The sequence below is a fragment of the Vibrio sp. 2017_1457_13 genome (assembly GCF_030851525.1).
GTDB lineage: Bacteria > Pseudomonadota > Gammaproteobacteria > Enterobacterales > Vibrionaceae > Vibrio > Vibrio metschnikovii.
In genome coordinates, this window is the sequence record NZ_VHTA01000008.1 from 1 (window position 1) to 23,141 (window position 23,141).

General features: G+C 45.0%; 18 protein-coding genes, 1 tRNA gene and 1 rRNA gene. 11 read left to right on the forward strand and 9 right to left on the reverse strand.

The window, feature by feature from the left end:
- Positions 1–95: 95 nt before the first annotated feature.
- Positions 96–211 (forward strand): 5S ribosomal RNA (gene rrf, locus FKN88_RS12160).
- Positions 212–279: 68 nt separating this feature from the next.
- Positions 280–370 (forward strand) — tRNA-Ser (locus tag FKN88_RS12165).
- 126 nt (positions 371–496) lie between these two features.
- On the opposite strand, the gene add is transcribed toward FKN88_RS12165, so the two are convergent.
- The 5 genes from add to glnA all read right to left on the reverse strand — a co-directional run bounded on the left by add (position 497) and on the right by glnA (position 6,529).
- Positions 497–1,501: an adenosine deaminase gene (add, locus tag FKN88_RS12170; protein ID WP_154169878.1), complete on the reverse strand. Its 1,005-nt coding sequence runs from the start codon at positions 1,499–1,501 to the stop codon at positions 497–499.
- 126 nt (positions 1,502–1,627) lie between these two features.
- Complete coding sequence (gene glnG / locus FKN88_RS12175) at positions 1,628–3,034, reverse strand: nitrogen regulation protein NR(I) (RefSeq protein WP_004394360.1); 1,407 nt, start codon at positions 3,032–3,034, stop codon at positions 1,628–1,630.
- Positions 3,035–3,072: 38 nt separating this feature from the next.
- Positions 3,073–4,119, reverse strand: a complete 1,047-nt coding sequence (gene glnL / locus FKN88_RS12180; protein ID WP_004394361.1) for a nitrogen regulation protein NR(II) — start codon at positions 4,117–4,119, stop codon at positions 3,073–3,075.
- A 236-nt stretch (positions 4,120–4,355) separates the two neighbouring features.
- Complete coding sequence (locus FKN88_RS12185; RefSeq protein WP_170905292.1) at positions 4,356–4,901, reverse strand: DUF4124 domain-containing protein; 546 nt, start codon at positions 4,899–4,901, stop codon at positions 4,356–4,358.
- Positions 4,902–5,119: 218 nt separating this feature from the next.
- Positions 5,120–6,529 (reverse strand): glutamate--ammonia ligase, encoded by a 1,410-nt coding sequence (gene glnA, locus FKN88_RS12190; RefSeq protein WP_154169882.1) that lies wholly within the window; start codon positions 6,527–6,529, stop codon positions 5,120–5,122.
- A gap of 503 nt (positions 6,530–7,032) precedes the next feature.
- Here glnA and typA point away from each other — a divergent pair.
- From typA to FKN88_RS12210, 4 genes are all read left to right on the forward strand, one after another.
- Positions 7,033–8,856, forward strand: a complete 1,824-nt coding sequence (gene typA, locus FKN88_RS12195) for a translational GTPase TypA (protein WP_004394366.1) — start codon at positions 7,033–7,035, stop codon at positions 8,854–8,856.
- Positions 8,857–9,121: 265 nt separating this feature from the next.
- Entirely contained in the window at positions 9,122–10,006 is an 885-nt protein-coding gene (locus FKN88_RS12200) for a virulence factor BrkB family protein (protein ID WP_233268215.1), read from the forward strand.
- Positions 9,978–10,412: a D-aminoacyl-tRNA deacylase gene (gene dtd / locus FKN88_RS12205; RefSeq protein WP_154169886.1), complete on the forward strand. Its 435-nt coding sequence runs from the start codon at positions 9,978–9,980 to the stop codon at positions 10,410–10,412. The genes FKN88_RS12200 and dtd overlap by 29 nt, the downstream gene beginning before the upstream one ends.
- A 33-nt stretch (positions 10,413–10,445) precedes the next feature.
- Positions 10,446–11,372, forward strand: a complete 927-nt coding sequence (locus FKN88_RS12210; protein ID WP_004394369.1) for a bifunctional GNAT family N-acetyltransferase/hotdog fold thioesterase — start codon at positions 10,446–10,448, stop codon at positions 11,370–11,372.
- Positions 11,373–11,419: 47 nt separating this feature from the next.
- Here FKN88_RS12210 and FKN88_RS12215 read toward each other — a convergent pair whose 3' ends face one another.
- The 4 genes from FKN88_RS12215 to hslR form a co-directional block, all read right to left on the reverse strand.
- A complete protein-coding gene (locus FKN88_RS12215) occupies positions 11,420–13,330 on the reverse strand; it encodes an AsmA family protein (protein ID WP_233268187.1) in 1,911 nt (636 codons plus the stop codon).
- Positions 13,331–13,435: 105 nt separating this feature from the next.
- A complete protein-coding gene (pckA, locus tag FKN88_RS12220) occupies positions 13,436–15,064 on the reverse strand; it encodes a phosphoenolpyruvate carboxykinase (ATP) (RefSeq protein ID WP_154169888.1) in 1,629 nt (542 codons plus the stop codon).
- 339 nt (positions 15,065–15,403) lie between these two features.
- On the reverse strand, positions 15,404–16,294 hold the full coding sequence (gene hslO, locus FKN88_RS12225) for an Hsp33 family molecular chaperone HslO (RefSeq protein WP_154169889.1): 891 nt from the start codon (positions 16,292–16,294) through the stop codon (positions 15,404–15,406).
- A 19-nt stretch (positions 16,295–16,313) separates the two neighbouring features.
- A complete protein-coding gene (gene hslR / locus FKN88_RS12230; RefSeq protein WP_154169891.1) occupies positions 16,314–16,700 on the reverse strand; it encodes a ribosome-associated heat shock protein Hsp15 in 387 nt (128 codons plus the stop codon).
- A 264-nt stretch (positions 16,701–16,964) separates the two neighbouring features.
- Between hslR and gspC the strand changes: the two genes are divergently transcribed.
- The 5 genes from gspC to gspG are packed head-to-tail and all read left to right on the forward strand — an operon-like array spanning position 16,965 to position 23,123.
- On the forward strand, positions 16,965–17,849 hold the full coding sequence (gene gspC / locus FKN88_RS12235; RefSeq protein WP_154169893.1) for a type II secretion system protein GspC: 885 nt from the start codon (positions 16,965–16,967) through the stop codon (positions 17,847–17,849).
- Between the two features lie 35 nt (positions 17,850–17,884).
- Positions 17,885–19,912: a type II secretion system secretin GspD gene (gene gspD / locus FKN88_RS12240; protein WP_154169895.1), complete on the forward strand. Its 2,028-nt coding sequence runs from the start codon at positions 17,885–17,887 to the stop codon at positions 19,910–19,912.
- Positions 19,912–21,423 carry a type II secretion system ATPase GspE gene (gene gspE, locus FKN88_RS12245; RefSeq protein WP_004394378.1) on the forward strand — a complete coding sequence of 504 codons (1,512 nt, stop codon included), beginning with the start codon at positions 19,912–19,914 and terminating at the stop codon, positions 21,421–21,423. Before gspD ends, gspE begins: the two co-directional genes overlap by 1 nt.
- Positions 21,424–22,644 (forward strand): type II secretion system inner membrane protein GspF, encoded by a 1,221-nt coding sequence (gene gspF / locus FKN88_RS12250; RefSeq protein WP_154169897.1) that lies wholly within the window; start codon positions 21,424–21,426, stop codon positions 22,642–22,644.
- 35 nt (positions 22,645–22,679) lie between these two features.
- Positions 22,680–23,123 (forward strand): type II secretion system major pseudopilin GspG, encoded by a 444-nt coding sequence (gene gspG, locus FKN88_RS12255; protein WP_040903885.1) that lies wholly within the window; start codon positions 22,680–22,682, stop codon positions 23,121–23,123.
- The last annotated feature ends 18 nt before the right edge of the window (positions 23,124–23,141 follow it).

The following is a 23,141-nucleotide window of genomic DNA, read 5'->3' on the forward strand; positions in this document are numbered from 1 at the left end:
TTAACCATACAACACCCAAGGGGTTTTGGTGGACTCAAAGAAGTGCATTGAATGTGTAGAGAATGAAAAACAGCTTTCCGAATTAACCAAATTTGCTTGGCGACCATAGCGTTTTGGACCCACCTGATTCCATGCCGAACTCAGAAGTGAAACGAAACAGCGTCGATGGTAGTGTGGGGTCTCCCCATGTGAGAGTAGAACATCGCCAGGCTTTAATTTTGCCGCTTAATAAGCGGCCGACCATGAGCAAATATTATTTTCTTGTGGATTAAAAATTGTGGAGAGATGGCTGAGTGGTTGAAAGCACCGGTCTTGAAAACCGGCGATGGTTAATAGCTATCCTAGGGTTCAAATCCCTATCTCTCCGCCACTATTTGAAAAGCCGCTAATTTATTAGCGGCTTTTTTGCGTTACGCACCTGATTAAATTTCAATAAAAAAGATCGAATGTTTCGATCTTTTTTATTTTTTATATTATTGGCCTTTTTTATATTGGCCTAGTGGCGTGCGGCGACTTTGTTTATTAACGTCTGTTTTTCACTTTCAGATAAGAAGGCAAGTGTTACACCATTCTTCTGTGCCTGATAAATCTGTTCGTTACTAAGGCCCGCTTTAGGCGCCGCGATCAGATATTCGTGAGGAAGTTCTATACCTTCTACAGCAGGGTCATCTGTGTTAAGGCAAGCCAAGATACCGTGATTTAAAAAGAGTTTAATTGGGTGTTTCTCTAAGCTTTCAACCGTACTGGTTTGAATATTAGATGTTAGACAAGATTCAATACCAATATGATGTTTTGCCAGATAATCCATCAGCTTGGGATCGTTAATCGCTTTGACGCCATGGCCAATACGTGTAGCCCCTAATTCTTTAATCGCCTGCCACATACTTTCAGGACCAGCGGCTTCTCCAGCGTGTACTGTGACATGTAACCCTGCATCTTTAACTTGTTTAAAATGTTGGACAAAGCGCTCTCCAGGTTGTCCTAATTCATCACCAGCAAGATCGACTGCGACAATATGATCTTTTTGGCTAAGAATCGCCTCTAATTCTTTCTGGCATGCATCGGTTCCGAAAGTTCGGCTCATAATACCAATCAGATTAGCTTGAATCCCGAAGTCGCGAACCCCAGCTTGTACACCATCCACGACGGCTTCAACGACACCAGCAATAGGAAGATTATGTTTCATGGCCATGTAGTAAGGTGAAAATCGTAATTCGGTATAATCAATCTGAGCACGTAAAGCATCTTCTACATTCTCATAGGCGACTCTACGGCATGCCTCTAAATCACCTAGTACCGCAACTCCCCAGTCCAATTTGGATAGGAAAGCGACTAACGAAGGCTCTGCTTCAACGATTTGTACATAAGGTGTTAAGCCTTCTACCGTATTGGCAGGCAGTGCGATATTAAACTTACGACCTAGGTCAAGAATGGTTTGAGTGCGTATGTTGCCATCTAAATGGCGATGTAAATCGGTAAGAGGGAAGTTTTTGGTTATCATGGCATTTTTCCAAGTCATATTGTCAATCAAGTATAAAAACCAAACGCATGTCTGTCAGTAAGACGAGCTTGGGAATCTGCACAATTCATCTTTATTTTGTTATTGTTTACTGAAAGTGTTGATAGCTTACGAGTAAAGCTCTTTTAATTTACGCGTTAAGGTGTTGCGTCCCCAGCCTAATACTTTAGCTGCCTCTTGTTTATGGCCGTGAGTATGATCGAGCGCTACCTCTAATAGGATACGTTCAAATTCTGGTTGAGCATGGGTTAAAAGATCGGTTTCACCAGCCGCTAATGCGGATCTTGCCCAGACCTCAAGCTGAGCTTGCCAATGTATATCCGTTGTTGTTTCTACTGCTTTACGTTGTTGGAGTAGCTCTGGCGGAAAGTCGCTTGGCAAAACTTCACTGCCGCTGGCCATTACTGTCAGCCATCGGCACATATTTTCTAGTTGCCTTACATTACCTGGCCAATCCAAGCGATTAAGAATTTCAACACTCTTAGGATGCAATGTTTTCATTTCTACACTGAGCTCTTTTGCTGCTAATGCTAAAAAATGTTTAGTCAGTTTTTCAATATCTTGTCGCCGTTCACGTAAAGCCGGAATGTGAATTCGGATCACATTAAGGCGATGAAATAAGTCTTCACGAAATTTTCCTTGTTGAACTAATTTTTCTAAGTGTTGATGGGTTGCAGCCACAATGCGAACATCAACTTTTAAAGCTAGGTGTCCACCAACGCGATAAAATTGTCCGTCAGAAAGGACTCGTAATAATCGTGTTTGTATATCAAGTGGCATATCACCAATTTCGTCAAGGAAGAGAGTTCCCCCGTTGGCCTGTTCAAAGCGCCCTTGACGAACACTATTTGCTCCAGTGAAAGCCCCTTTTTCGTGTCCAAACAGTTCGGATTCAATCAAGTCCTTCGGAATGGCAGCCATATTAAGGGCGATAAATGGTTTTTGTGCTCTAGGACTATGACGATGTAAAGCATGAGCGACCAATTCTTTACCTGTTCCTGACTCTCCATTAATCAGTACCGAGATGGAGGAACGGGAAAGTCGGCCAATCGCTCGAAACACCTCTTGCATCGCCGGTGCTTCGCCAATAATTTCAGGTGATCTATAGGTTGAGATTGTGTGCTGTACTTGAGTCGTGCGCTGCTCTTGTCCGTGTGCCATCGCTCGTTCGACTAAGGTAACGGCTTCATCGACGTCAAAAGGTTTGGCGAGATATTCAAAAGCGCCTTTCTGATACGCATTCACGGCTGCATCTAAATCAGAATGAGCCGTCATAATAATGATCGGTAATTCAGGCGTACGAGAATGGACTTGGTTAAGTAGCTCAATACCATCCATGCCAGGCATTCGAATATCAGAGATCAGTGCATCTGGTGTTTCTCTTTCTAACGCCATTAGGACACTTTCTGCATCAGAAAAAGTTTCACATTTTATATTGGCTGCGGCTAAGGTTTTTTCGAGAACCCAGCGGATTGAGCTATCATCATCAACCACCCAGACGTATCCTTTGCTCATGTTTGTTCTCCTTTTTATTCGACCGGATCCTGGTCAGGTTAAATGGGTAAATAAATGGTAAATGCGGTACGCCCTGGCCAGCTTTCAACGTCAATTTTTCCATTGTGTTGATCAATGAGGTTTTGTGAGATGGACAGTCCTAGTCCTGTTCCTCCTTCTCGGCCACTCACCATGGGATAAAATAAGGTATCTTGTAATTCAAGAGGGATGCCAGGACCATTGTCGATGATTTCAATTTTAGCGGCCAATTTATGACGATGACCGTGAATATTGGCTTGATGCACGGTTCTGGTACGCAGCGTAATCATTCCATAAGGTTGGTGAGCGAGAATTTGCGCAGCGTTACTAACAATATTTAATAGTGCTTGTTCAATTTGATCGGTATCCATCAATAGCTCAGGTAGACTCGGATCATAATCTCTTTCAATGGTGATTGAGTGGGTTGTTTCCAATTCAATCAATTGCCTTACTTTTTCTAGAATAACATGTAAATTCTCATGCGTTTTTTTTCCAGGTTTTTGGGGGCCAAGTAGCCTGTCGACTAGCGTTCTTAAACGATCGGCTTGTTCAATAATGATTTGCGTATATTCAGTTAGTTCACGATTAGGAAGCATTCTCTCGAGTAGTTGCGCTGCGCCGCGTAATCCTCCTAACGGATTTTTAATTTCATGGGCCAAACTTCGCACCAATAACTTTGCTGCTTGTTGCTGAGCATGTTGGTTGAGTTCTTGTGTTAAACGTCGCTGTTGACCAATCTTCCTCATTTCAACCAATAGCATGAGCTCTTTTTGCCATGAGAAAGGGCTTACCGTGACTTCTAGCATCAGTGGTTTGCCATCCACTACAAACGTGACGTCACTGTCGGTAATACTTTGTCCGCTTTGTAATGGTTGAGTTAATAAAGCGAGATCAAGCGAGGCATGTTGTACGAGTGCAGACAATGATTGATGAAGAATACGTTTAGCACTTTGCGAGAAGAGTTGCTCCGCCGCAGGGTTAGCATAACGAACAGATAAGTTCTCATCGAGTAACAACGTTGCGGTGACGAGATTATTTAATATCGCTTCACTTCGGTCTAGATTCACAGCGGCATCCTATTACCCATTGATACATTGCACCAGTTTGGTGCGGCCGATAGTTCAGTATGGCGCAACGGAATAAAAAGCAAAAGCTTAAATAAGAGCGAGAGTCTTCATTTCTCATGGCTGCCAGTTATCGCGGCATTGGCTGACGAGGTGTTGTCACCCTTTTGCATTGATAAAGCATGAGATATCAGCTTGCTATGGTTTGTTCACTCAGTATGAGATCATACAATGACCGATTAATGCCGCGCAGCTCGATGTAAATAAACCGTTACTGACTTAGTTGATGCAATAACCTTGCCGTTTTCAATTGCTTGAATCATCAAACGATGTTCACCTCGATCGATATTTTTTAACTCCCAATAATTTTGCGTATTAGGCGCACCATAGGCTTGGTTATTAAGCATCAGTTGTAGGTGCTGATGGGTTGTCAAAGGGTGACTTAACTCAACGACAACTTTAATTCGTCCTTGGTTATCACGAATCGTTTGTTGATCAAGTGGCGAGATTATCTGTAGTGCTAAGGCTGGCAACTCGGAGCGGCTAGGTTGAGAGGTTTTACTTGGTAGGGGGTCATCGATTGGTATTGCTTCACTAAATTGAGGCTCGGGAGCAAGATGATCGTCGACTGATAAGGTAATTAATTGAGCATGTGGGCTCTGAGCAAAATCACTAAAATGAACAATCCCGTGTTCATCTTCCCAAACGTACGCCGTTTGTGCATGACAGGTGATTGGCAACAGCACGCTGTAGATCAGTAAACACACGATAAATATCGGATTCATTTTTTACCTCATATTTTACGGCTTATTTGCTCAGAAATGGTGCAATGGAGCTAGTGAGCACCGAATTAGGTATTAGGTTTGACGGTTATGCTCCTGTTTGGTTAGACGATGACGATGTTAAAGTGAATAGAAAGAAAGCCAAATAAACAAAAGGCCCGCCTGCGAGGCGAGCCTAGAATTACGTTGCAAAATAAGCTGAGATTTACATTAGGTGCTGATTACACCGAATAATAAAGTTCAAACTCAAGTGGATGAACGGCCATGTTGACACGCTCAACATCTTTTGATTTCAGAGCAATATAAGAGTTAATGAAATCATCAGAGAACACGCCACCTACGGTCAGGAACTCACGATCTTCGTCAAGTGCTTTTAGCGCGACTTCTAAAGATTCGGCGACTTTGGGAATCTCAGCGGCTTCTTCTGCTGGTAAGTCGTACAAATCTTTATCCATTGCTTCACCAGGATGAATTTTATTTTTGATACCATCAAGGCCTGCCATTAGCAGTGCAGCGAACGCAAGGTATGGGTTTGCTGCTGGGTCTGGGAAGCGAGCTTCGATACGACGCGCTTTCGGGCTTGGCACGACAGGGATACGGATCGATGCAGAGCGGTTACGCGCTGAATAAGCAAGCATAACTGGTGCTTCAAACCCTGGAACAAGACGTTTGTACGAGTTAGTTGATGGGTTAGCGAAAGCGTTAATAGCACGGGCGTGTTTGATAATACCGCCAATATAATACAGGGCAAGATCAGAGAGACCGCCGTATTTGTCACCCGCAAATAAATTGACGCCATCTTTTGCTAGTGATTGGTGTACGTGCATACCTGACCCATTATCACCAACGAGAGGTTTAGGCATAAAGGTCGCGGTTTTGCCAAACGCATGAGCAACGTTATGTACAACGTATTTGTAAATTTGGATCTCGTCTGCTTTTGTGGTCAACGTGTTAAATCGAGTCGCGATTTCGTTTTGACCTGCGGTGGCCACTTCATGGTGATGTGCTTCAACGACTAAGCCCATTTCTTCCATGATCAAGCACATCGCAGAGCGGATGTTTTGTGATGAATCGACTGGAGCAACAGGGAAGTAACCGCCTTTTACGCCTGGACGGTGACCTTTGTTACCACCTTCAATTTCTGCACCTGTATTCCAAGCCGCTTCGATATCGTCAATCTTGAATGACGCACCAGACATGTTGTTGGTATATTTTACGTCATCAAAGAGGAAAAATTCTGGCTCTGGGCCGACAAGAACGGTATCTGCGATACCGGTTGAACGCATATAATCTTCGGCACGCTTAGCAATAGAGCGTGGGTCACGGTCGTAGCCTTGCATCGTGGCTGGTTCAAGAATGTCACAACGAATATTGAGAGTGACATCATCGGTAAATGGGTCAAGCACGGCACTGGATGCGTCAGGCATCATCACCATGTCAGATTCATTGATTCCTTTCCAGCCAGCAACTGATGAACCATCGAACATCTTACCTTCTTCGAAGAAGTCTGCGTCGATTTGGTGAGCAGGAATAGAGATATGTTGCTCTTTACCTTTTGTATCGGTAAAGCGTAAGTCAACAAACTTAACTTCGTTTTCTTGGATCAGCGATAGTACGTTTTCTACTGACATCTTGGATAACCTCCAGTGTTAAATAAAGCGGTTTGGGCTCGAATCAAAATGAAATCAGCACAGATTAATGTTTTTTCATCAAGCTTAATCCGTACTGTATTTATCTAAGCGATAATCGTGCCAGTTTTTATTGTCCATAAAATCAATTGCTTGTGTTTTGATGGGTGAGTTTGGTGCGTATTGTTGCACCAAAAAGATCACGTATTGCACTTTTGTGGTGCAATACGGTAGCGTTGCTCACTACGGCTAACAAAGCTTGTTCATTCAGCCGATTATTCATGGCTTTGTCAATCTTCATTTCTGTGTGGGGATCGGGTTTGAATTAAGCTGGAACGACGACTAGGATGTAATGGGACAATATTGAGCGTGATAGATCACATTTTTCTAGGTTTTTCGCCAAAATCTGGTACATTATTGACCATTTTTTTAACGAAAATTTTGGCTACGTTTGTGCACTCCCGTAGAAACGAGCTATCTGTGTAAAATAAGTGAAGCAAAACTCCATGGCTACTCCACAAATTGAAAAACTAAGAAACATCGCGATCATCGCGCACGTTGACCACGGCAAAACGACCTTGGTGGATAAACTACTCCAGCAGTCGGGTACCTTAGAGTCTCGCGGTGACGCTGAAGAGCGAGTCATGGACTCGAACGATATTGAAAAAGAACGTGGTATTACGATTCTTGCCAAAAATACCGCGATCAATTGGCACGATTACCGTATTAACATCGTAGACACCCCTGGACACGCTGACTTCGGTGGTGAAGTTGAGCGTATTATGTCTATGGTTGATTGTGTTTGCTTGATTGTCGATGCTGTTGATGGTCCTATGCCACAAACACGCTTTGTGACTCAAAAAGCTTTTGCTCATGGCTTAAAGCCGATTGTCGTTATCAATAAAATTGACCGTCCAGGTGCTCGCCCTGACTGGGTAATGGATCAAGTGTTTGACTTGTTTGATAATCTAGGTGCAAGTGATGAACAGTTGGATTTCCAAGTGGTTTATGCTTCAGCACTGAACGGTTGGGCGACCTTAGAAGAAGGTGTTATTGGTGAAAACATGGAACCATTGTTCCAAGCCATCGTCGATAATGTGGAGCCTCCACAAGTGGATCTTTCTGGTCCATTACAGATGCAAATTTCACAACTTGATTATAGCTCGTACGTTGGCGTTATCGGTGTGGGCCGTGTGACTCGTGGTAGCGTAAAAGCTAACCAACAAGTAACGGTTATTTCTGCTGATGGTAAAAAACGCAACGGTAAAGTCGGTACTGTACTCGGATACCTTGGTTTACAACGTACGGAAACCGAACTGGCCACTGCTGGTGATATCGTCGCGGTTACTGGATTGGGTGAGCTGAAGATATCGGATACGATTTGTGATGTTAATGCCGTTGAAGCATTACCACCATTGAGCGTTGATGAGCCTACAGTGACCATGACTTTCCAAGTAAATACTTCTCCTTTTGCCGGTAAAGAAGGTAAGTTCGTTACTTCACGTAATATTCTTGAGCGTCTTGAGAAAGAGTTAGTGCATAACGTGGCACTTCGTGTAGAGCAAACCGAAGATCCCGATAAATTCCGTGTTTCTGGTCGTGGTGAATTACACCTTTCTATCTTGATCGAAAACATGCGTCGCGAAGGCTTTGAATTAGCGGTTTCACGCCCAGAAGTTATTCTTAAAGAAGAAAATGGCCAGTTAATGGAACCGTTTGAGACCGTGACTATCGACGTGATGGAAGAGCATCAAGGCGGGATCATGGAGAAAATTGGTCTACGTAAAGGCGAGATGAAAGATATGTCGCCAGACGGTAAAGGCCGAGTTCGTTTAGACTTTGTGATGCCTTCTCGTGGACTGATTGGTTTCCAAACTGAGTTTATGACATTAACGTCAGGTTCAGGTTTGCTTTATCATACGTTTGATCATTATGGCCCTCACAAAGGTGGTGATATTGGTCAGCGAGTCAATGGCGTGCTGATTTCTAATGCAACGGGTAAGGCATTAACTTACGCATTGTTTAACTTGCAAGAGCGTGGTCGCTTATTTACTGAGCATGCTGACGAAGTCTACGAAGGTCAAGTGATTGGTATTCATAATCGTTCTAACGATCTCACCGTAAACTGTCTAAAAGGCAAGCAGCTGACTAACGTACGTGCTTCTGGTACGGATGAAGCTCAGGTGCTAACCCCTGCGATTAAATTTACTCTTGAGCAAGCACTTGAGTTCATTGATGATGATGAATTGGTTGAAGTGACGCCAAAGAGCATTCGTATTCGTAAGAAACACCTAACCGAAAACGAGCGTAAACGTGCCTCTCGTGGCTAATTAATGGTCATGATGGCAGTGAAAACCCTTATCCTGTAAAGGCTAAGGGTTTTTTTATATCGCGAGTTGGCTTGGTGTGAGAGTGATGTCTAATCAAGGGGGATGAAGCGTTGGATGATGCGTTTAAGGATATCCTGACATAAGATGTTGTGCTGGTGGAGAGGTAATAGCGTCAATTTTTCAGTACACTAGATTATATCGAACAGGACCAACTAGGAGTCACATTGTGGCATTAGAGACGTTATTTAAGCAAAGTGTGCAGTTTATGCGTTACTTGCTCAATCGAATGAATCATGACCGAATCAACATTAATGCCGGCTATTTAGCTTATATTACTTTATTGTCGCTTGTGCCGATGTTAACGGTGCTGTTATCCATTCTTTCCTCGTTTGCCATTTTTGATAATGTAGGGGAAATTATCCAAGAGTTTGTCATCACTCACTTTGTTCCTGCGGCCGGCGATGCGGTGAGTAACGCTTTACTGCAGTTTGTTGCTAATACGGGAAAAATGACTGCTGTTGGTGGGGCTTTCTTATTTATCGCCGCGTTAATGCTGATCTCAAATATCGATAAAAATATGAATTTTATATGGCGAGTACGCAATAAGCGGCGAGTCGTCTTTTCATTTTCTATGTATTGGATGATTTTGACCTTGGGGCCGATTCTTGTCGGCACGAGCATTGCTGTGACCTCCTATGTAACGTCTTTGAAATTAGTGGAAAGTGAAGCGTTTAGCGGTGCTTTTCGACTGTTTTTAAGCCGTTTGCCTTTTTTATTGTCCTTCTTTGCCTTTGTGGGTTTGTATGTTTTGGTGCCCAATAAAAAAGTTCGCCTCGTTCACGCTCTATCCGGAGCATTTGTTGCCGCTCTGTTGTTTGAGTTAAGCAAAAAAGCCTTTGCCGCTTATATTACCCAATTTCCGTCTTATCAATTGATTTATGGAGCACTCGCAGCGATACCGATTTTATTCGTCTGGGTATATTTATGTTGGTTGATTGTACTGATTGGTGCCGAGTTTACTGCCGCTTTAGGTGAAAGTGAGCAATGGAAGCGCGAGCCTAACGTGGTAGACTCAACCACTCGATTAGATAAATTAGCAGAGAAACCACAAGGAGATCCAAGTGATCGCTTTAATTCAACGGGTGAGTGAAGCTGCGGTTCGCGTCGATGGTGACGTCGTCGGACAAATTGAGCGCGGTTTATTGGTGTTACTGGGAGTCGAGCGTGATGATGATGAGGCTAAGGCGAAGCGTTTGGTTGAGCGGGTCACGCAGTATCGCGTTTTTGAAGATGAAGCCGGTAAAATGAACCTTAGCGTGCAAGATGTTGGTGGTAGTGTTTTGGTCGTTTCACAGTTTACGCTGCCCGCTGATACCAAAAAAGGCACCCGAGCCGGTTTCTCACGTGGGGCTGCACCACAAGACGCGGAACGCCTGTACGATTATTTTTCAGATCTATGTGCGACCATTTTACCGACGCAGAGAGGACGTTTTGCGAAGGATATGCAAGTCTCACTTATTAACGACGGTCCAGTGACTTTTTGGTTACAGACTTAATCTGAGCGAAATAGCGCTTTAGGAAGGGAATCAATGTTTAAGCTTATCACTCCCAAGACGGAAAACCAGCTCAACAAGTATTACCATTTTCGTTGGCAGATGCTGCGTGAGCCGTGGCGAATGCCCTTAGGTTCAGAGCGTGATGAATACGATCCCATGAGTCATCATCGAATGATTGTCGATGGACGAGGACGACCGATTGCGATTGGTCGGGTCTATATCACTCCTGACAGTGAAGGGCAAATTCGCTACATGGCGGTGAAGTCTAGTGCGCGTAATAAAGGCATGGGATCCTTGTTGTTAGTGGCACTTGAGTCTTTAGCTCGTCAGGAAGGAGCGAAGCGTTTAGTGTGTAATGCTCGCGAAGATGCGATTGCTTTTTATGCACAAAATGGCTTTGAGCGACGAGGACCTTTAACGGATGAGCGAGGCCCGGTGCGTCATCAGCAAATGGTTAAACCGCTAGATCCGATGGCCGATGTATTGCGTAAACCAGAGTGGTGTACAGAGTTACAAGAACGCTGGGCGACACATATTCCGATCAGTGACAAGATGGGCATTAAAGTCCAACAGTATACCGGGTATCAGTTTCAATGCAGTGCGCAGCTTAACCCTAATTTAAATCCTCACAATACGTTATTCGCTGGTTCGGCGTTCACTTTGGCCACTCTGACGGGGTGGGGAATGGCTTGGTTATTAATGCGTGAGCGTAATCTGCAAGGGGACATTGTGCTGGTTGATAGCCGTATTCGTTATCGGCATCCCGTGGTACATAATCCCGTTGCATCGACCTCATTAGATGGGATCAGCGGTGATCTTGATCGTCTGGCTTCAGGGAGAAAAGCACGTATTGTGGTCAAAGTGGATATCAGTAGTGGTACTAAAGATGCGGTAGAATTTATTGGCACCTATATGCTCATCCCCGATTATTTGACGATCATTGATAACGCTCGGGCTTAATGGTTCCTTGTTTAAGCATGGTGATCTATCCATATCAGTGAGATTACTTATCTTGTCGATGGATTCGCCGTTGATCGGCATGGTGCGTTAACTTGTGTCGTCTGTTGTTCTCGTAATAGATCGAAGTGATGCTCAGTGCAATCTTGCCATAAATGAAGTTCAAGCTTGGCTTGGTCGGGGGTTAATAGATCCAACTGCCCATCAAGCTTGGCGTTCAATTTAGGACCGGATAGTGAGATTGGTGGTAGTTGTAATCGTCCTCGGTCAGCCGTTAGCTGAATGGCATCTGATTCAAAAGGTTGAACCACCAGTGTATCATGATGTTGATAAGTAAAGATTCCTTGACGCAAGTAGCCATTAAGTTGCCCAGTTAAGGAGTGGCTGAACATCGGGTAATCACCCGCCAGCCCTTGTGCGGTAACAGTAAACTCAGCTAAAGCATCGACGTTTAATGGCAGTGGAATCCAATGCTTAAAAAGCTGCAGTGGTAGGCCATCGGCATGCAATTCGAGTTGCCAAGGCGCACTGGCTGTTGTGGTATCCCAACGTGCTGTCGCATCAAGATACCCTTGTTCGAGAGGGAAAAAAGCTCGAGTGATATGCCCAAAGCCATTGTGGCTACTAACCTCGACAATCGCTTGTGAGGTTAGTGTTTGTTCAATACTGGCATTATTCGCACTTAAAGTCAGTTGCCCGTTCCATAATCCCCATCGTCCATGACGCTTCAATTCCAGCCCTTGCCCAGCAGCGTTGAATCCAGAGAGTTGCCAATGGGGGGAGTCAGCTAACTGAATCAGTTGTAAGTTATTTAAGTTCAACTGTTCAATGTGTAAGTTTTTTAAGGTAGAGAGGGCATGACTGGGTAATGAAAACTGACCAATTTGCTCTTGAATCCAGCGACTTCGGCTGATGGCCAGTCGATGTAGATAGAGCTCATCTGGGGTAACAAAGCCATTAAATTGAACATGCCCATCAAGCCAGTCGGCGGTAAATTCAGTGATCGTAATTTTTTTTGGGGTCAATTCCAGTTTAAACGTGGGTTCGTTCCATTGCTGATTTTGCCAGAGCAGACTATCGGCATTAAGGGAGAGATAGCCATTTTCTTGCTGCCACCAAGATGGGGTAAGTAATAGATTCTCGAGAGAAAAACTCACGTTATGCAAGGTAAGGTCACCTTGCTGAATATCGCTATTAAGAACATCTAAGCTATTAATATGAAATAGATGCTTTTCAATAAGCTCTCGCCAAGCCAGCGGAGGTAATGGTGAGTTTGGGGTGATATTTAAGCGATTGATGGTGGCATTCACTAATGACCAACCTTGTGGATACTGTTCCGCTTGGCCAGAAAAAAGCGCCTGTCGCCAAGCAAAGGAAAAGCCGTAAATGGTGCTCTGTTGCGCTCGATGATCGGCGTCAATCAATAATTGACTTAACGCTTCACCTTGCCAATAAACCTGTTCCGCAGATAACTGCAGTTTACCGTAAGGTAATGAGTGGGTCGTTGCTGGCCATTGCGGTTGCTCTATTTGACCGCTTAGGCCGCGGATGATCCAATCATGGTGTACATAATCAATATTGCGTATCGCTAACTGATGCAGTGCCCACTGCTTAGGCCATTGATAACTCGGTAGTCCAGAAGAGAGATTTGCTCCATCGATTAATAGGCTATCAATTTGCCACTGCCCCTGTTTTCGTAAACGGGGGTTGAGCCAAATATCTACTTGTTGGGCGTGAAAAGGGTTGGATGAGAGATAAAGCGTTGGATTGATGAAACGAAAGTGCAGTGGATAAGTATACTCGAGTTGATGGAAAGTGACGGTTTGTGGCCATAGCTGATTAACGAACCATTGTGCGCAAGGGGTCAGGTAGCGAGTATGCAGTAGAGCGAAGAGCAATAATACACCACTGGTCATGACAAGAAGACTCGCGATACCCAGGGTCAGCAGTTTTTTCATCATTCTCTCATACTGTCATTATGCGAATGCATAGCTTGGCGTATCTTGCGTAGCGGTTCAAGCCAAAAATAGCCCCTCATTGCGAGGGGCTAGTCTAGTTATAATCGCTTAATCAAGCTGTGGGCCTGCGCTCACTAATGCTTTGCCTTCCGCGTTGTCTGTATACTTAGCAAAGTTGTTGATAAAGCGAGCCGCAAGATCTTTGGCTTTGCTTTCCCACTGTAATGGATCGACGTAAGTGTCACGAGGGTCCAAAATCGCAGGATCAACCCCAGGTAAAGCGGTCGGGATTTCTAGATTAAAGATGGGAATCGATTTGGTTTGTGCTTGCTCAATCGAACCATCCAGAATCGCATCAATGATTGCACGAGTATCTTTAATTGAGATACGTTTACCAGAACCGTTCCAACCAGTATTGACCAGATAGGCTTCTGCGCCAGCTTGTTCCATACGTTTAACGAGTACTTCGGCGTACTGAGTTGGGTGTAAGGTCAGGAATGCCGCACCAAAACACGCCGAGAAAGTAGGGGTTGGTTCGGTTATCCCACGTTCGGTACCCGCTAGTTTAGCGGTAAACCCAGATAGGAAGTGATACTTGGTCTGCTCAGGGGTCAGTTTCGATACTGGAGGCAGTACGCCAAAAGCATCGGCGGAAAGGAAGATCACTTTATTGGCATGACCACCTTTAGAGACCGGCTTAACAATATTTTCTATATGGTAAATGGGGTAAGAGACACGGGTGTTCTCAGTTTTAGAACCGTCATCAAAATCGATCGAGCCATCACCGCGCACAGTGACGTTTTCTAGTAATGCATCACGACGAATCGCATTATAAATGTCGGGTTCGGCTTCTTTGGACAGTTTAATGGTTTTAGCGTAGCAGCCACCTTCAAAGTTAAATACGCCGTCATCATCCCAGCCATGTTCATCATCACCGATCAAAGCACGTTTCGGATCGGTAGAGAGCGTGGTTTTGCCAGTGCCGGATAGACCGAAGAAAATCGCCACATCGCCGTCTTTACCCATATTGGCTGAGCAGTGCATTGAGGCGATACCTTGTAATGGAAGGAAGTAGTTCATCATCGCGAACATACCTTTCTTCATCTCACCGCCGTACCAAGTGCCGCCGATCAGCTGCATTTTCTCGGTGAGATTAAATACGGTAAAGTTTTCTGAATTTAATCCCTGTTGTTGCCATTTATCATTGGTGCATTTCGCGCCGTTCATCACCACAAAGTCAGCTTTAAAGGTCGCTAACTCTTCTTCACTTGGGCGAATAAACATATTTTTCACGAAGTGAGCTTGCCAAGCAACTTCAGTAATCACGCGAATATTAAGGCGAGTATCTGGGTTAGCACCACAATAGCCGTCAATAACGAATAGACGTTTGCCTGATAGCTGTTTAGTAACAAGAGATTTTAGGTCATTCCAAACCGCTTGATTGATCGGTTTGTTATCATTTTTGGCGTGCTCTGAAGTCCACCATAAGGTATCGCGGGTAGTATCGTCATTGACAATAAATTTATCTTTTGGTGATCGGCCAGTGAAAATACCCGTATCAACAGCGACGGCTCCCAGCTCTGTCACGATGCCTTTTTCATAGCCAGTCAAATCTGAGCGAGTTTCTTCCGCGAACAACAGCTCGTAACTGGGGTTACGGATCACTTCTGTCGCGTTGGTAATTCCATATTGGGTAAGATCTAATTGTGCAGCCTTGGTATGTTCCATAACGGTCATTAGGTGCTCCTTATAAGGATTTTGTAGGGATTTTATGTAACTTTTTGTAATTGTTATCTGTTTACCATGCTAACAACGGGGTACCGAAAAAACAGGGAGCTAGGTCAAATATTACCCATGCCTTTTCGAAGATTATAAGCAACCCGTCACAGATACTGGCATTACCTATTCTATCGTGTACGCAAACCTTTGCGCTAGCGTAAATGATTAATATTCAAAAGAAAATAAGTATGCTGTACGGTATGGTTTTTACTTGATTTATAGGCGGTTTACGCACAAAAAAAGCCAGCAAAATGCTGGCTGTAAGGTGATTTTATCGTGCTTGTTGAGCGATGAAAATTAATGCACCGTTGGATTGTTGGGGGCGCTCTGAGCAAAGAGTTCACTGACTTGGGCGCTATCAAAAGAGTAAGTCGTTCCACAATAATCACAGTGCAAGGAGACTTGACCCTCTTCGGCGAGAATACTGTTTACTTCGTCTTGGGCGATAGTGATGATCGCGGCGGCGCTGCGTTCTCGAGAGCAGCCACAAACAAACTCAACGATTTGTGGTGTAAAGAGTTGCACCTTTTCTTGGTTATAAAGGCGATAGAGAAGCTCCGTCGCTTCTAGACCAAATAACTCACTATCTTTAACAGTATTCGTCAACTGTTCTAGATGCTCAAAGTCCTCTTCAGAACCGGTACCATCAGGCATCACTTGTAACAACATGCCTGCGGCATGAGGTTTGCCATCGTGTTCACCAGTGCGGATCCATAAGCGTGTTTTTAATTGCTCTGAGCGCAAGAAATAACCTTCGAGCACTTGTGCTAGGTTATCTCCTTCAAGCCCGACGACACCTTGGTAACGCTCACCTTTTTTAGGTTCAATCGTGATGACTAAATAACCGTTACCGACTAATTGATGCAGAGTGGCATCCGGGGCAATGTGCCCATCCCAGCGAGCGACACCGCGCATCTTTTGTTGATTATCGCCATTGATCACGACTAATGAAACGGGACCATCACCTTGCAGTTGCATGGTGATCGACCCTTCAAACTTTAACGTCGCCGTTAGTAAGCTGGTGGCGACCAATAGCTCACCGAGTAAGTGTTGAATTGGTACGGGGTAATCTTTACTGGTGATTATTCGTTGGTAAACATCATTGAGTTGTACCAATTCACCACGCACCGATAAGTCTTCAAACAGATAGCGATGTAATAGATTGTTGGGGGTTACTTGTGTTGTCATAGTGAATGATCCGACTAATTTATTGATGTTTGAATTTGAGAAGATCACGGCGCTGTTTCTTATCTGGACGCCGTTCTGGACTTGGGTTGTGAGCATTGAGCTTACGAAGCAACGCTTGGCGTTCTCGTTTTACGATACTCTCTGCAGTTTCGCTATACAAAGCCTGTGCTTCGGCCGCGCCACGTCGTTGCTGAGCAATCTGTTCAATGACAACGGTTTTTTCTTCATTACCTTGACGTAAGGTAATCATCGCACCGATTTCCACCGCTTTACTGGGTTTACTCCGCTGACCATTATAGTGAACTTTGCCCCCTTCAACCATCTCTCGGGCTAATGCGCGTGTTTTATAAAATCGAGCGGCCCAAAGCCATTTATCCAAGCGAACTGCTTGTTCAGGGGAACTCATGATTATTAGTGGCCTCTAAGGTAGTCACGCTGTCTGCGGTTTCGCGCTACGCCTTTGGTGTTTATCTTGTAAAGATAGCACAGCTTTCGGAGTGGATTTATCAACAAACTATGGAGACAAGCTCCCAGATTTTCAAGCGAAGCGGTAAATAATCATCATAAAATAACGTCGTCAGTCGCACCGATTATCGAGCTGATGTATATTAACTGACTCAATAACTAGTGAACGCTTTGGATGATGAATCAGCAAGGATTGAAATAATCAATGGAATTTAATCAACAGACTTTTAGCGAGCGCATGGCGCAGGTTCTTCGTTGGCAGAATCCGTTGAGTCTCATTCTCACTTTAACTTGCCTTGTCTTTTCCGCTTGGATCATTGGCCAACTGGTGTGGTTGTTACCAAAGCAAGATAGCTCGATTGTACCTTGGGTGGCGAAACCAATCAGTAGCCAAGTGGCGACGGCGAGAACGGATATTCGTCCGTTGCAAAATAGTCATCTGTTTGGCGTTTATAATCCTCAAGCGGCTCCTGTTGTCGTGGCTCCCGTTCAAGTCGATGCGCCGCCCACGCGTCTTAATTTAACCTTAGTTGGTGTCGTTGCCAGTAATGAGCTTGAGCGCAGTTTGGCGGTTATTGCTAACCGAGGCCAGCAAGCCACTTACGGATTGAATGAACAAATAGAAGGCACCCGCGTGACGTTAAAGGCGGTAATGGCTGACCGAGTTATTATTGATAATGCTGGTCGGGATGAAACGCTAATGCTAGAAGGGCTCGATTATGGTAAGCCGAGCGCCAACAATGTCGCTCAGCGCGCAGCGCCTGCCGCACAAGCGGTAGTAGAAGACAAGCTGGCTGCTATTCGTTCGGCGATCAGTCAAAATCCCCGTGAGGTATTTCAGTACGTGAGTTTGTCGCAAGTCAAACAAGATGATCGCATTGTAGGTTATCGCGTTAGTGCTGGGCGAGATCCTGCGCTTTTTGAAGCCGTTGGTTTACAAAATGGGGATATCGCGGTGCAGCTGAATGGACTCGATTTAACCGACCCGAGTGCAATGACGCAAGTGTTTGAGTCCATTTCTGATCTGACTGAGCTGAATCTGACAGTAGAGCGGGATGGACAACAGCATGATATTTATATTCAGTTTTAACAGCCAATTGGCGGTAATCATTAAGGGAGTATTGTGTGAAGCATTGGCTTAAGAAAAGTAGCTGGCTTTTAGTGGCAAGCCTAATTGCAGCGCCATTAGCACAGGCGAATCAAACCTTCAGTGTCAGCTTCAAAGGCACCGATATTCAAGAGTTTATTACTATCGTTGGACGAAATCTTGAAAAAACCATCATCGTTGATCCTTCGGTACGCGGAAAAATTGACGTACGCAGCTACGACACCCTCAATGAAGAGCAGTACTACAGCTTCTTTTTGAATGTCCTTGAAGTGTATGGATTTGCCGTGGTGGAGATGGATAACGGTGTACTGAAGGTGATTCGCTCTAAAGATGCTAAAACCTCGGCTATTCCGGTACTGGGCAATGATGATCGTGCTTTTGGTGACAGTGTCGTCACTCAAGTGGTGACCGTGAAGAATGTTTCTGTTCGTGAGCTATCTCCGCTATTGCGTCAGTTGATTGATAACGCGGGCGCGGGCAACGTAGTGCACTATGATCCGGCGAATATCATTTTGATTACGGGCCATGCTGCGGTGGTCAATCGCTTAGCCAATATTATTCATCGCGTTGATCAGGCTGGCGATACTGACATTGAAGTGGTCGAGCTGCGCAATGCTTCTGCTTCTGAAATGGTGCGGATCGTCGAAGCGCTGAGCCGTGCTAACAATACTCAAAATGCACCTGAGTTTTTACAACCTAAATTTGTTGCCGATGATCGTACCAATTCGATTTTGATTTCGGGTGATCCGAAAGTACGTGAGCGGATTAAACGTTTGATTAATCAGTTAGATGTTGAAATGGCTACGCGAGGCAATAACCGCGTGGTCTATCTGAAATACGCCAAAGCCGCTGATTTAGTTACCGTTTTGAAAGATGTGTCTGAAAATCTCCAGGCCGAAAAACAAGGTGGCCAGCGTAGTGCAAGTTCATCACGTAGCAGCGTGATGATTTCCGCGCATACCGATACCAACTCGCTGGTGATCACTGCGCCGCAAGATATCATGAACTCTTTGCTGGACGTGATTTCTCAACTGGATATTCGCCGCGCTCAAGTGCTGATCGAAGCTTTGATTGTTGAAATGGCTGAAGGTGATGGGATTAATCTCGGCGTACAATGGGGCTCATTAAAAGACGGTGCGGTAATTCAATACGGCAATAGTGGTGCGCAAGTGGGCCAGGTTATGGTTGGATTAGAGCAAGCGAAAGATACTACTGAATCGAGAGCGGTTTATGATCGAGATGGTAATTTTTTAAGAAATGAGACAACCACAAAAAAAGGTGACTACTCAACACTTGCTTCGGCTTTATCAGGAGTCAATGGTGCCGCGCTTGGAGTAATGATGGGTGACTGGACGGCGCTGATCAGCGCGGTATCGAGCACCTCCAGCACCAATATCTTATCATCACCGAGCATTACGGTAATGGATAACGGTGAAGCCTCGTTTATTGTTGGTGAAGAAGTGCCAGTATTAACCGGTTCAACCGCTGGTTCGAATAACGATAATCCATTCCAAACCGTAGAGCGCAAAGAAGTCGGTATCAAACTGAAAGTCGTGCCACAAATTAACGAAGGTGATTCCGTTCAGCTCTCGATTGAACAAGAAGTTTCCAACGTGCTTGGTGCTCAGGGCGCGGTCGATGTGCGTTTTGCTAAGCGTCAGTTGAATACCACGGTGATGGTGCAAGATGGACAAATGCTGGTGCTTGGCGGGTTGATCGATGAGCGTACCGCAGAGAGTGAATCCAAGGTGCCGATCCTTGGTGATATTCCATTATTAGGTTATCTATTCCGTTCGACCAATACCACGGTAGAAAAGAAAAACCTAATGGTGTTTATTAAGCCAACCATTATTCGTGATGGTATGACCGCGGATGGTATCACTCAGCGCAAGTACAACTATATTCGAGCTGAGCAGCTATTTAAAGCCGATCAGGGGCTCAAGTTAATGGATAATAACAATATTCCTGTATTACCGAAATATGGTGAATCTCGTCGTCACCCTGCTGAATTGCAAGCTTTTCTTGATCAAATGGATAATAACTAATGAGTGTGGATGTGATTGATACGCAGGGGTTGCAGCGGATTCGTCGCTTACCGTTCAGTTTTGCTCAGCGCCATAAGTTAGTTTTAGAGTGGGATGAAGCGCAACACCATGCCACGGTGTATTGCGTTGCGCCACTGTCGATCCCTGCTCTGGTTGAAATTAAACGCGTAATCAAACAGCCGTTTGCGTTGAGTGAGATCAGCGCTGAGGCATTTGAAGCCAAAATCACCCAGGTTTACCAACGAGACTCATCTGAAGCGCGTCAGTTAATGGAAGACATTGGTGCCGATAGCGATGATTTCTTTTCTCTCGCCGAAGAGCTGCCGCAAAGTGAAGATTTATTAGAGTCAGAAGATGATGCGCCGATCATTAAATTGATCAATGCCATGTTGGGTGAGGCGATCAAAGAAGGCGCATCGGATATTCATATTGAAACCTTTGAGAAAGTACTGTCGATTCGCTTCCGTGTCGATGGGGTGCTGCGTGAAGTGCTATCACCGAGCCGTAAATTATCGCCCCTGCTTATTTCACGGGTAAAGGTGATGGCTAAACTGGATATTGCCGAGAAACGCGTTCCTCAAGATGGGCGGATTTCTCTGCGTATCGGCGGGCGGGCAGTCGACGTGCGTGTTTCTACTATGCCTTCTTCTCATGGTGAGCGAGTCGTGATGCGTTTGTTGGATAAAAATGCCACTCGGTTAGATTTATACAGTTTAGGCATGACCAAAGCCAACCACGATAATTTCCGCCAGTTAATTGCTCGGCCACACGGTATTTTATTGGTCACTGGACCGACGGGGTCGGGGAAATCGACTACGTTATATGCCGGACTGCAAGAACTGAATAGCAGTGAACGGAATATCCTCACGGTAGAAGACCCGATAGAGTTTGATATTGACGGTATTGGCCAGACGCAAGTTAACCCCAAAGTCGATATGACCTTTGCTCGTGGTCTGCGGGCGATTTTACGTCAAGATCCGGATGTGGTGATGGTCGGAGAAATTCGTGATTTGGAAACGGCGCAAATAGCGGTGCAAGCTTCTTTGACCGGTCACTTAGTGATGTCGACGTTGCATACCAATACCGCAATTGGTGCGATTACTCGTTTACGTGACATGGGTATCGAACCTTTTTTAATTTCCTCTTCGTTGTTGGGCGTGCTGGCACAGCGTTTGGTACGTACTTTATGCCCAGATTGTAAGCAGCCATACGAGGCGGATAAAGAGCAGCGTAAGCTGTTTTCGGTCAGTAAAAAAGAGCCATTAACCCTTTATCGCGCCGCAGGTTGTGAGAAATGCAACTTTAAGGGATACCGCGGACGAACGGGGATTCATGAACTGATGTTGGTGGATGATAAGGTTCAAGCGCTGATCCACCGTGAAGCGGGGGAGCAAGCGATAGAACAAGCGATTCGTGAACAAACGCCAAGCATTCGCGATGATGGATTGGATAAAGTCCGCCAAGGGATCACCTCATTAGAAGAGGTGTTGCGCGTGACCAAGGAGTCGTAAATGGCAGCGTTTGAATATCGAGCACTGGATGCCAAAGGCCGGAAAAAAAAAGGCATTCTCGAAGGTGATAATGCTCGTCAAGTCCGTCAACGTTTAAAAGAGCAAGGTTTGCTGCCGATTGAAGTGGTGGAGACGCAAGCCAAAGCAGCTAAAGCTCAACAAAGCAGTTGGGTCAAACCTCGCGGCATTAGTACACCCGATCTGGCTTTATTGACTCGTCAGCTGTCGACGTTGGTTCAGTCAGGGATGCCGTTAGAAGAGTGCTTACGCGCCGTGTCTGAACAATCGGAAAAACCACGGATCCGTAATATGCTGGCTGCAGTGCGGGCTAAAGTCACCGAAGGCTATACGTTAGCCGATAGCTTGGCCGACTATCCACATATCTTTGATGATCTGTTTCGTTCAATGGTCGCTGCGGGTGAAAAATCTGGGCATTTGGATGCGATTTTAGAGCGATTAGCGGATTACGCTGAAAACCGACAAAAAATGCGTTCTAAGTTGATGCAAGCCTTGTTGTATCCGATTGTCTTAGTGGTGTTTGCTGTTGGAATCGTGGCTTTTCTACTTGCTGCGGTGGTGCCGAAAATTGTCGGTCAATTTGTACAGATGGGACAGGCGCTGCCTGCATCGACCCAATTTTTGCTCTCTTCAAGTGATTTTGTTCAGCAGTGGGGATTAACCTTGCTAGCAAGTGTGTTAGTGAGTATTTACTTTATCAAATGGTTACTGCGTAAACCTAACGTTCGTTTGTACTGGCATAAAAAGCTACTGTTTATGCCGATGATTGGCAAAATTGCCAAAGGACTGAACACGTCGCGTTTTGCGCGCACGCTATCGATTTGTACTTCCAGTGCGATTCCGATCCTCGATGGCATGCGAGTGGCGGTTGATGTGATGACCAATCAATACGTTAAGCAGCAAGTCTTACTGGCGGCCGATAACGTACGTGAAGGCTCTAGCTTGCGTAAAGCCTTATCTCAAACCAAGTTGTTCCCGCCCATGATGTTGCACATGATTGCCAGTGGTGAACAAAGTGGTGAATTAGAGAGTATGTTGACCCGTGCTGCCGATAATCAGGATGCCAACTTTGAATCGACGGTGAATATCGCACTGGGGATTTTTACCCCTGCGTTAATTGCGTTAATGGCTGGATTGGTACTGTTTATTGTCATGGCAACCTTGATGCCGATTTTAGAAATGAATAATTTAATGAGCCGTTAATCGGTGTACGATGCTTGGATCGAAATGGAGTAACTATGAATAGAAGAGCGAGTAAACAGTCAGGTTTTACCTTACTGGAAGTGATGGTGGTGGTGGTAATTTTAGGAATTTTGGCCAGTTTCGTTGTGCCTAACTTATTAGGTAACAAAGAGAAAGCCGATCAACAAAAAGCCATTACCGATATTGTTGCCTTAGAAAATGCCTTGGATATGTATCGCTTGGATAACAATGTTTACCCAACGACGGATCAAGGTTTAGAGGCGTTGGTGACTAAGCCATCAAACCCTGAACCGCGTAATTATCGTGACGGTGGATACATTCGTCGTCTACCGAAAGATCCTTGGGGCAATGATTATCAATATTTAAGCCCTGGCGATCATGGTCGGATTGATGTCTTTACTTTAGGGGCGGATGGTCAAGAAGGTGGCGAAGGTTCGAACGCCGTGATTGGTAACTGGAATTTGCAGGATTTTCAATAAATCCCGTGACATTCCTGT

Bases quoted from the DNA above. Each gene is read 5' to 3' on its own strand.
- add (WP_154169878.1), bottom strand. From the start codon at position 1,501: ATGATAACCAAAAACTTCCCTCTTACCGATTTACATCGCCATTTAGAT.
- glnG (WP_004394360.1), bottom strand. From the start codon at position 3,034: ATGAGCAAAGGATACGTCTGGGTGGTTGATGATGATAGCTCAATCCGC.
- FKN88_RS12185 (WP_170905292.1), bottom strand. From the start codon at position 4,901: ATGAATCCGATATTTATCGTGTGTTTACTGATCTACAGCGTGCTGTTG.
- glnA (WP_154169882.1), bottom strand. From the start codon at position 6,529: ATGTCAGTAGAAAACGTACTATCGCTGATCCAAGAAAACGAAGTTAAG.
- typA (WP_004394366.1), top strand. From the start codon at position 7,033: ATGGCTACTCCACAAATTGAAAAACTAAGAAACATCGCGATCATCGCG.
- FKN88_RS12200 (WP_233268215.1), top strand. From the start codon at position 9,122: ATGCGTTACTTGCTCAATCGAATGAATCATGACCGAATCAACATTAAT.
- FKN88_RS12210 (WP_004394369.1), top strand. From the start codon at position 10,446: ATGTTTAAGCTTATCACTCCCAAGACGGAAAACCAGCTCAACAAGTAT.
- FKN88_RS12215 (WP_233268187.1), bottom strand. From the start codon at position 13,330: ATGATGAAAAAACTGCTGACCCTGGGTATCGCGAGTCTTCTTGTCATG.
- pckA (WP_154169888.1), bottom strand. From the start codon at position 15,064: ATGACCGTTATGGAACATACCAAGGCTGCACAATTAGATCTTACCCAA.
- hslO (WP_154169889.1), bottom strand. From the start codon at position 16,294: ATGACAACACAAGTAACCCCCAACAATCTATTACATCGCTATCTGTTT.
- hslR (WP_154169891.1), bottom strand. From the start codon at position 16,700: ATGAGTTCCCCTGAACAAGCAGTTCGCTTGGATAAATGGCTTTGGGCC.
- gspC (WP_154169893.1), top strand. From the start codon at position 16,965: ATGGAATTTAATCAACAGACTTTTAGCGAGCGCATGGCGCAGGTTCTT.
- gspE (WP_004394378.1), top strand. From the start codon at position 19,912: ATGAGTGTGGATGTGATTGATACGCAGGGGTTGCAGCGGATTCGTCGC.
- gspF (WP_154169897.1), top strand. From the start codon at position 21,424: ATGGCAGCGTTTGAATATCGAGCACTGGATGCCAAAGGCCGGAAAAAA.
- gspG (WP_040903885.1), top strand. From the start codon at position 22,680: ATGAATAGAAGAGCGAGTAAACAGTCAGGTTTTACCTTACTGGAAGTG.